9 protein-coding genes are annotated in these 12089 nt (G+C 64.7%); 3 read left to right on the forward strand and 6 right to left on the reverse strand.

What is annotated here, in order from left to right; genetic code table 11:
- The first annotated feature begins 100 nt into the window (after positions 1-100).
- Positions 101-2191, forward strand: coding sequence for a TonB-dependent receptor (locus SMA01S_RS08490; RefSeq protein ID WP_157093871.1), 2091 nt, complete (start codon positions 101-103; stop codon positions 2189-2191).
- 62 nt (positions 2192-2253) lie between these two features.
- Here SMA01S_RS08490 and SMA01S_RS08495 read toward each other — a convergent pair whose 3' ends face one another.
- The 4 genes from SMA01S_RS08495 to SMA01S_RS08510 all read right to left on the reverse strand — a co-directional run bounded on the left by SMA01S_RS08495 (position 2254) and on the right by SMA01S_RS08510 (position 6826).
- Positions 2254-4056, reverse strand: a complete 1803-nt coding sequence (locus SMA01S_RS08495) for a vWA domain-containing protein (protein WP_066820340.1) — start codon at positions 4054-4056, stop codon at positions 2254-2256.
- A gap of 229 nt (positions 4057-4285) precedes the next feature.
- A complete protein-coding gene (glnA, locus tag SMA01S_RS08500) occupies positions 4286-5698 on the reverse strand; it encodes a type I glutamate--ammonia ligase (RefSeq protein WP_066820342.1) in 1413 nt (470 codons plus the stop codon).
- 152 nt (positions 5699-5850) lie between these two features.
- Positions 5851-6189: a P-II family nitrogen regulator gene (locus SMA01S_RS08505; protein ID WP_066590842.1), complete on the reverse strand. Its 339-nt coding sequence runs from the start codon at positions 6187-6189 to the stop codon at positions 5851-5853.
- Positions 6190-6319: 130 nt separating this feature from the next.
- Positions 6320-6826 carry a MarR family winged helix-turn-helix transcriptional regulator gene (locus SMA01S_RS08510; protein ID WP_066820343.1) on the reverse strand — a complete coding sequence of 169 codons (507 nt, stop codon included), beginning with the start codon at positions 6824-6826 and terminating at the stop codon, positions 6320-6322.
- An 81-nt stretch (positions 6827-6907) separates the two neighbouring features.
- Here SMA01S_RS08510 and SMA01S_RS08515 point away from each other — a divergent pair, with 81 nt between their 5' ends.
- The gene (locus tag SMA01S_RS08515; protein ID WP_066820345.1) at positions 6908-7975 is read left to right on the forward strand and encodes a S41 family peptidase; all 1068 of its coding nucleotides are present in this window, start codon (positions 6908-6910) and stop codon (positions 7973-7975) included.
- Here the strand turns inward: SMA01S_RS08515 and SMA01S_RS08520 are convergent.
- Positions 7972-8817 (reverse strand): alpha/beta fold hydrolase, encoded by an 846-nt coding sequence (locus SMA01S_RS08520; RefSeq protein WP_066820347.1) that lies wholly within the window; start codon positions 8815-8817, stop codon positions 7972-7974. The genes SMA01S_RS08515 and SMA01S_RS08520 overlap by 4 nt on opposite strands.
- A 128-nt stretch (positions 8818-8945) precedes the next feature.
- Here SMA01S_RS08520 and SMA01S_RS08525 point away from each other — a divergent pair, with 128 nt between their 5' ends.
- Positions 8946-9731, forward strand: a complete 786-nt coding sequence (locus SMA01S_RS08525) for a helix-turn-helix domain-containing protein (protein WP_245649205.1) — start codon at positions 8946-8948, stop codon at positions 9729-9731.
- Positions 9732-9905: 174 nt separating this feature from the next.
- Here SMA01S_RS08525 and SMA01S_RS08530 read toward each other — a convergent pair whose 3' ends face one another.
- Complete coding sequence (locus SMA01S_RS08530) at positions 9906-12086, reverse strand: PQQ-dependent dehydrogenase, methanol/ethanol family (protein WP_066820351.1); 2181 nt, start codon at positions 12084-12086, stop codon at positions 9906-9908.
- Positions 12087-12089: the final 3 nt, after the last annotated feature.

A 12089-nucleotide genomic window follows, 5' to 3' on the forward strand; every position in this document is an offset into this window, starting at 1 on the left:
CCGGCCCCTCGCGACTGATTGCCCTCGCATTCGCCCGCACCCTGCGGCGCGGACCGATGGCGCGCGCCTAGGCCGCATCGCCCGACCGAAGGAGTAGATCATGCCTGTTCACTTGCAGCGCGCCGTTGGCCTTCTGGCGCTGGCGACCGGCCTTTGCGCCCCGACCGCCGCCTTGGCCGGCCAGGACACGCCCTCCGCATCGGCCGGTGGCGATACGGCCGCCAAGGATGCCAACGTCTTCACACCCGATTTTTTCGCGCGCTTCGCCCCGCAGACGGCCTATGACATGCTGTCGCAAGTGCCGGGCTTCACCATCCGCGCCGCCGACGATACGCGCGGACTGGGCCAGGCGTCGGAGAACGTGCTGATCAACGGCCAGCGCGTGACCGACAAATCGGGCGGCGCAGCAGCGCAATTGCAACGGATATCGGCCAACGAAGTGCTGCGCATCGAGCTCAGGGAAGCGGCCTCGTTCGGGATCGCCGGGCTGACCGGCCAGGTTGCCAACGTGATCCTCAAGACCAATCGCAAGGGCAGCGGCAATTTCAGCTGGAGCCCGCAAGTGCGCGCGCATTATGCCGAGCCGCGCTGGTTCGCCGGGTCGATCAGTTATAACGGCTCGACCGGCGGCCTGGACTATACAGTGTCGCTCGAGAACAAGCCGTCACGCGGCGCGCTCGGCGGCAACGACTATCGCGTGCTGTCGCCGACCGGCACCTTGCTCGAGCGCCGCGACCAGGTGAATTGGAACAGCAGCGACGACGCCAAGCTGTCCGCGATCCTCAAATATACCGGCAAGGACGGGATTCTTGCCAATTGGACGATGGATTATGATCCCTATTGGCAGCGCGGCGCCAACGATCAGCGCCGCATCCGCACCGACGGCAATGACGCTATGTGGATCAGCCTCAATCACACCTGGGGCTATCGCTACGACGTGAACGGGGACATCTCGGTGCCGCTGGGTGGCGGCCGGCTCAAGCTAATCGGCCTGCGCCATTTCGAGCACGCGCCGTTCCTCCTCGACCAACGCACCGATTATGACAGCGGGGCGCCCAGCGACGGTATCCGCTATGGCCAGGATGCCAAAACCAGCGAGACCGTGGGGCGGCTGGAATATCATTGGAAAGGCGGGCCGAACGACTGGACGATCTCGCTCGAGCGTGCCGACAATAGGTTCGAACAGCTCAGCACGCTCGCTAATCTCCAGCCCGATGGCAGCTATGTTTCCATTCCCTATCCGCAAGGCAGCGGTATCGTCGCCGAGACGCGCTACGAGGGTCTCGCGACGCTGAGCCGCTCGCTATCGCGCAATCTCGATCTGCAAGTGGCCGGCGGCGCCGAATATTCCGAGCTCGGCGAACGGAGCACCGGCGAAAAGCCCCGGCGCTTCTTCCGCCCCAAGGGGAGCCTGTTGCTGGCGTGGCGCCCGGCGCGCGGCTGGGATGCCAGCCTCAAGCTCGAACGCCGGGTCGGCCAGATCAGCTTTTCGGACTTCCTCGCCAATCAGGACGTCACCAACAATCGCGGCAACGACGCCAATCCCAATCTCGTCCCACCGCAAAGCTGGGAAGCGACCGCGGAAGTCGCGCGCAATTTCGGCCGCTGGGGCAAGACGCGGCTGAAATTCTATCACTATCGGATCGAGGACATCGTCGACCATATCCCCGTCGGGATCGACGGCGATGCCGTAGGCAATTTGCCGCGCGCGACGCGGACGGGAATCGAGAGCATCAGCACGATCCAGTTCGATCCCCTGGGCTGGAAGGGCGCGAAGCTCGACGCCGATATCGGCATCGAACGCGCCCGCGTCCGCGATCCGTTGACCGGATTGCCGCGTGTGATCAGCAATACCCATGATCGCTGGGCGCAGCTGACCTTGCGGCACGACGTGCCCGGCACCCAATTCGCCTGGGGCGGCGGCCTGTCGTTCGACCATTACAGCCCGGTTTATTATCTCGACGAGGCCAACCAGCAATGGGAAGGCCCCTATGCCAGCGCCTTTGTCGAGTTCAAGAATGTGCGCGGGATGAAGGTCAATTTCGAGGTGTTCAACCTCAATGACGGCCATGTCCGCTATTGGCGCGACGTCTATTCCGGCCGCCGTAACGCCGCGCCGCTGGCGTTCCTGGAGCGCCAGCATCAGCGGGTCGGGCCGATCTTTACGCTGACGGTCAGTGGGACGTTCTGAACACCGGTCTGGGGTCCGCCATCAACACGTGCGAAGTGCCGGAGGTGCAGGTCGTACAGACCCTAGCTGATCCGGCGCAGCGATAGCCGCGAACGACCGTCATTGTCGTTGATCGACATGGTCATGCTGTCGCCATTGACTGAGTAGCGCATGACCAGCCGCGACGAGACGAGATGGATCGCGTTCTCGTTGATCTCGTAACTCTCGGTGTCGTCCGCATCGTCCAATCCGGCTTTCTTGCGATACGTCATCATCTCGCGGTCGTCGGTGAATTCGAGCCGATCACCGCGCGCCAGATCGGCGAACCCATCGGCGCTGACGATCTCCCATTTACCGATCACGGCTAGATGTCGGATTGTCTTGGGCATCTCGCCGCTATAGCCAGCATAGAAGGCGGCCTGGCCGATCATCGTCGTGACCAGCTTGTCCTCCTTTTCCATCCCCGGCAGCCCGGAGCCACGCAACCGCGACTGTAGCCCCGTCAGCGTCGCGAACGCGCCCTTGGCGTCGTTACGCTGGTGGAAAGCGATGGTGGCGTCGCGCAGCGCGACATATTCGTCGACCAGCGCCATCGCCTGGCGCAGCGGCACGCTGGGTGTGCGATCGGATGCGAGCGCGGTCGCCTTGCCGGTGACCAAGCGATTCTCCTTACCCAGGCGATAGTCGAGCGACACGTCGGCGAGCGCTGTCCCAGGCGTTACCGCCGCGACGGGCAAATCGGCGCGATCGTCCGATTTGGCCATCGTCAGGAAGATGCCACCGCCATTCATCGACAAGAACACGGTCGGCACGGTCACAGTGATAGCGCCGTCCTTGCCCTCGGTCATCACGCCGTCGGGCACACCGAACACGCCCGAAACCTTCCAGCCGGTGGTCGGTGTGACAGTCAGATGGAGATCATAAGCAAGTTCGCTGACCATTGTGTCGAGTTGTTTGTCGAACACGCTCTTCACGTCCTGGTCGGAGGCGAGGAAGAACAGGTTGCCGCCACGCGCGCTCGATACCTTGCTCGCCAGGCTTGCGTCGAACTGGACGCCGACCCCAATCGTGGTCAGTCCGATGCCGCGCTTCGACGCTTCTTCCGCCATCGCGGTAAAACTACCAGCATCGGTGCGACCGACATTGGGCTGTTCGTCGGTGAACAGCATCATTCGCGTATTTCCCTTGAACGTCTCCGCTTCGGCGAACGCAGTCGCGTACCCGACCTTCAGCCCTTCCTCCATATAGGTCGAGCCTTCGCTCTTTATCCGGTCGATCGCGGCGAGCACATCGTCGCGGCCGGTCGCGATGTCGGTCGGTGCCAGGTAGACTGCGGCGGTGTCGCCGTAGAGGATAATGCCGATCCGGTCGCCGGCGCGCATTTGTCCGACGATCTGGCGCAAGCTTGCGCGGACGCGGGCGAGCGGCGCGCCGTCCATCGATCCCGATTTGTCGACCACCGCGATCAGGTCTAGCGGCGGGCGCTTCCACGTCTTCTCATCGATGTTCGATGCAAAGCCCAGGCCGACGAACTGACGGTCGCCCGGCCGGATCGCGAGCGAAGTAGGCGTGGCTTCGGTGACGATGCACATCAACTCCTTGCATCCCGCGTTTGTCGGCAGGGTGAGGTCATATTCGCCCATCAGGCCTTCAGCGGTGAGCGATTCGGGACGCGGCATACCAACCTCGTCGGCGATCGAGCGGAAATGCTTGATATCCTGGGCTCCGCCTTGGCGCACTTTCATGGCGGTAATGATGAGGTCGCCACCGCCGGCGTCGTCCTGATCCTGGTCGGGTGGGGGAGGGGGTGCGGTCTGCGCCAATGCCGCGGTGGACGTCAGCATGGCGGCCGCCAGGCCGAGGATGCGAAGCGAAACCACAGTCATCGCGCTCTCCCTCTTTTATGTTGGGAGATGAAATAACATGAAACCCAATTTGGGTGTGAGTCGAATCTTTTGGGGTGGATTGGCCATGGAAAAGGGCGCCGGGATTGCTCCTGGCGCCCTTCTTTGTTGGTCCCGCCGCGGCAAAGCCGCGTCGTCGGTTCTCGCAAGCGAGACCGGCCGACAGCGCGGATGCGAGTTTTGCTCGCACCCGCGCGGTCGCGGCCGCGCTTTACGCGCTGTAGTACATATCGAACTCGACCGGGCTCGGGGTCATCTCGAACCGCGCGACGTCGGCGCGCTTGATTTCGATATAGGCCTCGATCTGGTCCTTCGAGAACACGTCGCCCTTGAGCAGGAAGTCCATATCGGCTTCCAGGCTGTCGAGCGCCTCACGCAGCGATCCGCATACGGTCGGCACTTCGGCCAGCTCGGCCGGGGGCAGGTCGTACAGGTTCTTGTCCATCGCATCGCCCGGGTGGAGCTTGTTCTGGATGCCGTCGAGGCCAGCCATGAACAGCGCCGCATAAGCGAGGTACGGATTGGCCATCGCGTCGGGGAAGCGGACTTCGACGCGCTTGGCCTTGGCGCCGGTGCCGTACGGGATGCGGCACGACGCCGAGCGGTTGCGCGACGAATAGGCCAGCAGCACCGGCGCTTCATAGCCCGGCACCAGCCGCTTGTAGCTGTTGGTGGTCGGGTTGGTGAAGGCGTTGAGCGCCTTGGCGTGCTTGATGATGCCGCCGATGAAATACAGGCACATGTCCGACAGACCCGCATAGCCGTTGCCGGCGAACAGCGGCTCCTTGCCGTTCCAGATCGACAAGTGCGTGTGCATGCCCGAACCGTTATCTTCCTTGATCGGCTTGGGCATGAAGGTGGCCGACTTGCCATAGGCATGAGCCACCTGGTGCACGACGTACTTGTAAATCTGCATGCGGTCGGCGGTCTGGGTCAGCGTGCCGAAGGTCAGGCCGAGCTCATGCTGCGCGGCGGCCACTTCGTGGTGGTGCTTGTCGCACGGCAGGCCCATCTCGATCATGGTCGAGACCATCTCGCCGCGGATATCGACCGCCGAGTCGACCGGCGCGACGGGGAAATAGCCACCCTTGGCGCGCGGGCGGTGACCGAGATTGCCGCCTTCATATTCGCGGCCCGTATTGGTCGGCAGTTCGATATCGTCGATCTTGTAATAGGACGTCGAATAGCTCGTTTCGAACTGCACGTTGTCGAACATGAAGAACTCGGCCTCGGGGCCGACATAGACGGTGTCACCGATGCCCGTGGTCTTGAGATAGGCTTCGGCGCGCTTAGCGGTCGAGCGCGGGTCACGGGCATAGAGCTCGCCGGTCGACGGCTCGACGATGTCGCAGACCAGGATCAGCATCGGCGTCGCCGAGAACGGATCGACATAGATCGCGTCGAGATCCGGCTTCAGGATCATGTCCGACTCGTTGATCGCCTTCCAGCCTTCGATCGACGATCCGTCGAACATGAAGCCGTCGGTCAACTCGTCCTCGCCGACGACCGACGAGACCATGGTCAAATGCTGCCACTTGCCCTTGGGGTCGGTGAAGCGGAGGTCGACCCATTCGATCTCCTCGTCCTTGATCTTCTTCAGAACGTCACTGGCTGTCGTCGCCATAACCCCAGACCCTTTCTCTTTCAGTCGTAAATCCGGCGAACCGGAGAATCATGTTGCTCGTGCGTGAGCGCTGCTGTCACATTATGTTGCGGTGCGTCAAATAACATAGGTGCTCAAGTTGGGCGTCGGCCGTCCTTCTTCAGATCGCCGCCCTAGATCGCCGCCTCGTCGCGTTCGCCGGTGCGAATGCGCAACACGGTTTCGACCGGCATGACAAAGATCTTGCCGTCGCCGATGCGGCCGGTCTGCGCGGCTTGCGCGATCGCCTCGACCACACGCTCGGCCAAGGCGTCCTCGACCACCACTTCGAGTTTCACCTTGGGCAGGAAGTCGACGACATATTCGGCGCCGCGATAGAGTTCGGTATGTCCCTTCTGGCGGCCAAAGCCCTTGGCCTCGGTCACGGTGATGCCGCTGACACCGACTTCGTGCAACGCCTCCTTCACCTCGTCCAGCTTGAACGGCTTGATGATCGCCTCGATCTTCTTCACGCGGAATTGCCCCCGGTTTCTCGCCCTATGGGTTATATACGCACCAGCCTTACATGAAGCGTGCCAGAACCGCCGCGCGAAGGGCTTGGGCCGCGCGAGGGCTATCGCTGGTCTAGCAAATGCCTCGAAATTAGGCAGCCCTGTTTCGGTTGCCCGTTGGTGCGGCACGATCGGTGCGCACCGCGGCCAGCCGATCGCTGAAAGACCGGGCTTCCAATGCGGCATTGGCACGGTTGATCACCTCGACCAGCACGCCGCCGGTTTCGGTATCGAGCGAGGCGGTGGCAGCGCGCGCGGCTCGCCAATGATCCTCCAGCCGGGGGAGCAGCGCGGTGCCCGCGCGGGTCAGCGCGACGATTCGCTGGCGCGCATCCTCCTCGCCGCGCGTCACCGCGACCAGCCCAGCGGCGGCCATTTGCGACACCGTCTGGCTGACCGCCGAATGCGACACGCCGAGCCGGTCGGCGAGCGCGCGGATACCCTGCGGCCCATCGGCGACCAGCGCGCGGACAACCGGCGTATAGCGCGGGCGGAAATCGAGTCCGTCGTCGCGATATGCCTGTTCCAGCGCGCCGTCGAGATGCTCGATCAGGCGGCGGAGCGCGGTACCGAAACTGGCGGCGGTGTGCGTGGTCATACCCATTCTCTAGCCACTTTACACCCGACCGACAAAATGTATAAGCACTTACGCTTACAGATGTAAACGAAGGAGCGGGATATGGATCGGCGGGCTTTTCTCGGGCTGTCGGCGGCGGCGGTCGCGGCGTTGGGCAGCGGTGGCGCCGGTGCGTTCGAGGACGCGCCGCGCGCCGACCCCACGCTCGCGCTCGCCGACCTGCTCGAGACCGGTTATGTCATTCCCGAGATCGGCAAGCGCTACGCCGCGATGCTGCGGCAAAAGGCGGCGGCCGGTGCCTATAAGGATATCGCCGACCCGGCCGAACTCGGTCAGCGGCTGACCGCCGATTTGTTGGCGGTGTCGTCGGACCGCCATCTGCGTGTCGTACCCGCGGCGATGCTCGGCCCCAATGATGGGCCCAAACCGCCGGCAGGCACGGCCGCGCCGCAGCCTACCGCACCGGCCCCGCGCGCGCCGACGGGGCCGCAGCCGCCCCGCCGCGCGGTGATCGAGGATGCCGGCTGGGTCGCGAAGGACGTTGCCTATATCCGCTTCACCGGCTTTCCCGATGATGCCGACGTCGCCGCAGCGAGCGATCGCTTCATGCGCGAGCATGCGACGGCCAAGGCGGTGATCATTGATTGCCGGTACAATGGCGGCGGCGGGGTCGCGCAGATGAATGCGATACTGCCCTATCTCTTCGCCAAGCCGGCAGTACTGGTGCAGATGGAAATGGTCGAGTCGATCGCCAAGGCGCGCGGCAATCCCTTTGCCGAGGATGCTTTCATGCGTCCGGCGAGCGGCGCGGCGCCCGGGATCGTCCGTACCGAACATTATGTCGTGCCCAAAGCCGACGAGACCCGGCTGTTCGGCGCCAAGGTCTTCTATCTGACCTCGGCCCGGACCGCATCCGCCGCCGAACATCTTGCGCTCGCCTTCAAGCATACCGGCCGCGCCACCCTGGTCGGTGAAACCACCGCGGGCGCTAACCATTTCGGCGGGTTCGAACGGATCGGCGGCGGACTCGCGGTGTTCCTGCCGGTCGGCCGGACGATCGATCCGGCGACCGGCAAGGACTGGGAAGGGACTGGGATCGTCCCCGACGTCGCAGTGGCGCCGACACTCGCGCTCCAGGAAGCACTCAAACGCGCCGGTGCTATCGCCTAGCCGCGAACGAAGCGGGCGATATCGGCAGAGAGACGGTCGCTTCGCGTCAGCGGCAGCGCATGCGAGGCGCCTTCGTACACCAGCAACTCGCTATTCGGGATCATTGCATGCGCCAGTTCGGCGCTCTGCTCCAGCGGGCAACTCTGATCGGCGCTGCCATGGACGATCAGGGTCGGGCACGTGAATGCCGCCATGTCGGCGCGGACGTCGGCGTTGATGTTGGTGCGGGTATGCTCGATCGCCGCATGCAAGGTCGCGCGCAGCACCAGTCCGGTGCCCCAGGCGACCAGGTGCGGTGACACCTGCTCGGGTGCGAAGAACGGCTCGGCCATAGCCGCGACAAAGGCTGGCCTGTCGGCCATCAGCATGGTGACTTGCGCGGCAAGCGGCTCGGTGCGGCTGGCCGGATCGGGAAACAGGCCCGGCGCCGTGCCGGCGACCAGGACTGTCCCGGCCACCCGCGCGACGCCATGGCGCGATAGATAGCGCGCGACCTGGCAGGCGGCCATCGAATGCGCGACCAGCGTCACCCGATCGAGTCCGAGCCGCTCGATCACCGTGGCGAGATCGTCGGCCAGGCCATCCAGATCATGCCCGGCAACAGCCGGCGAGGATCGCCCGCAGCCGCGCTGATCGTACGCGACGCAGCGATGTCCCTGACGAACCAGGTCGGCGGTCTGGCGCTCCCAGAATTCGGTGTTCATCGTCCAGCCGTGCACGAACAACAGCGTCGGGCCGTGGCCCATATCCTCAAAGTAAAGCTGCTCGCCATCGGGGGTGGGGATCAGGCCGCGGCTCGGGCGGAGAGCCTGGCGGGGGGCGAGGTCGGTGATCGCGTACATGGCTGTTCTCCTTGAGGTTGGTGAGGCCATGATGCGGATTGCCGCAGCCGAACCAATTACCTGACAGGTAATGGCGCGTCGTCGCGACGCGGTTAGGATGGCTGTTGAAAGGATGGTTCATGGTGCAAATGGCGAGTGAGGTGGGGGCAATGCTGCGTGACTGGCGCGCGCGCCGGCGGGTGAGCCAGCTCGACCTCGCGCTCGACGCCGATGTTTCGGCGCGCCATCTGAGCTTCGTCGAGACCGGCCGCGCACGGCCCAGCCGCGACCTGTTGTTGCGCTTGTCCGAGCAGCTCGACGTGCCGCGGCGCGACCAGAATGCGCTGCTGCTGGCGGCGGGGTTCGCACCGGCTTTCCCCGAACGCGACCTCACCGATCCGGCGCTCGACGCGGTACGCGCGGCGCTCGAAACGGTGCTGACCGCGCACGAGCCTTTCCCCGCGCTGATCGTCGATCGTCACATGACGATGATCTCGGCCAATCGCGCGCTGGCACCGTTGATCGAGGGTGTCGATCCGGCCTTGCTCGAACCGCCGGTCAACGTGTTGCGGCTGACGCTCCACCCCGATGGCGTGTCGAAGAATATCGTCAATCTTGCCGAATGGCGGGGCTTTCTGCTGCGCGCGCTCGATCGCGAGATCGCGCAGAGCGGCGACACGACGCTGATCGCGTTGCGCGAAGAGATGGAGCTTTATCCCAAGGGCCCGGCGTCGGACGTCCGGCCGCGCGACTTCGCCGGGGTCGCGGTGCCGTTCCGATACCAGCGCGGCGACCGCATCCTGTCGTTCTACAGCGCGCGAACCGTGTTCGGCTCGCCGATCGACCTGACGCTCGACGACCTTGCGTTGGAAACTTTCCTGCCGGCCGACGCCCAAACGGCTGAGGCGATGCGGGTGCTGTGCCCGCCGGCATAAGCTCCCCTCCCTGCAAGGGAGGGGTAGCAGGTGGGTGCGCGCGTCTGCGCGCTCAAAAGACTCATTGGTCGATCGCCAAAACAGCGCCGGACGAGGCATCGAGCCTCGCCCGTCGCTAAACCCACCCCTTAATCCCCTCCCTGCAAGCAGGGAGGGGAGACTCGAAAGTCCGGCCTAGGGCTTTCCCGCCGGTTTCCCCGCCGCCCCTTGCGGCAAATTCTTCTTCGCCCAATTCGCTTCATCGATCACATAAAGCCGGATCAGCTGCGCCTGTTCCGGGCTCATCACCTTGGCGAAGCTGACCATGCCGTTCTTCGCCAGCGCGCCGTCGATCAGGATCGACTTCCAGGTATCGGCATCGGCCAGGACACCCGATCGCTGGAGATCGGGGAGAACACCGCCACCGCCGGCGCTTGCGCCGTGGCAGACCTGGCAATAGCGGCCGAACAATTGCTGGCCGGTGGCGATCTGTTCGGGCCGCGCGGTCGATGGCGGTGGATTGAACGGGCCCGCCGGAAGCGCGACGCGCGTCGGCAATTGCGCCGTTCCGCCCAGCTTGAACACCAGCAAGCGTGGCAGGTTGGGCACGTTCTTGGCGGCACCAATCGCATAGCCGATGGAGAGCGGCAGCGCGCCGCCCCGCCCGGTCAGTACCGCGACATATTGCTGCCCCTTGACCGTGAAGGTGGCGGCCCCGGCCATGATCCCTGATTGCGTCGGATAGGCCCAGAGCTGCTTGCCGCTATCGGCGGCGTACGCGCGGAACTCGCCGAGCGCGGTGCCCTGGAACACCAGATTGCCCGCGGTGGTCATCGTGCCGCCGTTCCACGGGGTCGGATAATCGACCCGCCAGCGCTCCTTGTTGGCGACCGGGTCCCAGGCGACCAGCGCGCCGGTCGCGCCGGCGGTGATCGCGCCGATGGTCTTGGCGTCGTGCGGGTACATGCCGGCCGACATATTGGTACCGACGTTGAAGCCGATCGGCTCGCGCGTGCCGCTAGCGGCATCGGGCGGGATATAGGCGAGCCCGACCTGTTCCTGAGCGGGCACATAGACCAGGCCCGCTTTCGGGTTGAAGCTCATCGGCTGCCAATTGTGCGCGGCGAGCGCCGAGGGCACCGCAAGGAACGGCTTGCCGGTCTTGTAGAAGCGCGCTGCGGGATTCTCGTTCGGCCGCCCTGTCCTGAGGTCGTAGCTGTCCGCCCAATTGACCGACTTGATGAATTTTCCGGCGTTGATCAGCTTGCCGTTGGTGCGGTCGACGACAAAGAAGAAGCCGTTCTTCGGCGCCTGCATCAGCACCTTGCGCTTCTGGCCGTTCATGGTGAGGTCGGCGAGGATGATCGGCTGGGTCGCGGTGAAGTCCCAGCTTTCCGCCGGCGTCTCCTGATAATGCCAGAGATATTCGCCGGTGTCGGGCTTCAGCGCCACGATCGACGACAGGAACAGATTGTCGCCCTGGCCCTCGGACCGCAGGCCGTGGTTCCAAGGGCTGCCGTTGCCGACGCCGAGATAGAGCTGGTCGAGCTCGGGATCGTAGATGATCGAATCCCACACCGTGCCGCCGCCGCCCGATTGCTTCCACTGGCCGTTCGCCGACCAGGTCGCGTTCGCGGCCCTGGAGAGTACCGCGTCGGACGCCTCGCCATCGGCGGCGAGAGTCGGGTTGGGCACCGTGTAGAAGCGCCAGCGCTTGGCGCCGGTATCGGCGTCATAGGCGGTGACATAGCCGCGCACGCCGAATTCGGCGCCGCCATTGCCGATGATCACCATGCCCTTCACCACGCGCGGCACGCCGGTGATCGTATAGGGTTTGGAATTGTCGGTGGTCTGGACGCTCCACAGCGGCTTGCCGGTCGGGGCGTCGATCGCGATCAGCCGGCCGTCGAGCGTGCCGAGATAGAGCTTCCCTTTCCACGCCGCGACGCCGCGATTGACGACGTCGCAGCACGCCTGGACGCCCTTGGTCTTGTCGACGCCGGGATCGTAGTCCCACAATTTCTTGCCGGAGAGGGCGTCGTACGCGAACAGCTTCGACCACGGCCCGGTGACGTAGATCGTCCCATCGATCACCACCGGAGTGGATTCCTGACCGCGCGCGTCGGGCAGGTCGGCATACCAGGACAGGCCGAGCGATCCGACATTGCCGGCGTTGATCTGGGTCAGCGGGCTGTAGCGCTGCTCGTTGTAATTGAATCCGGTCATCGCCCAGTCGGCGCCGTTGCCGCCGCTGGTCAGATAGGCGGAGTCGATCTTCGCGGCGCCCACCGCGCCCGACGGCGCCGGCGAATTGTCGCTCGACGATCCGCATCCGGCCAGCACGGCCGCTCCCAGCAACGCGATCCAGCTCCGCATGTC

It is taken from the genome of Sphingomonas mali NBRC 15500 (assembly GCF_001598415.1).
GTDB classification, from domain to species: domain Bacteria; phylum Pseudomonadota; class Alphaproteobacteria; order Sphingomonadales; family Sphingomonadaceae; genus Sphingomonas; species Sphingomonas mali.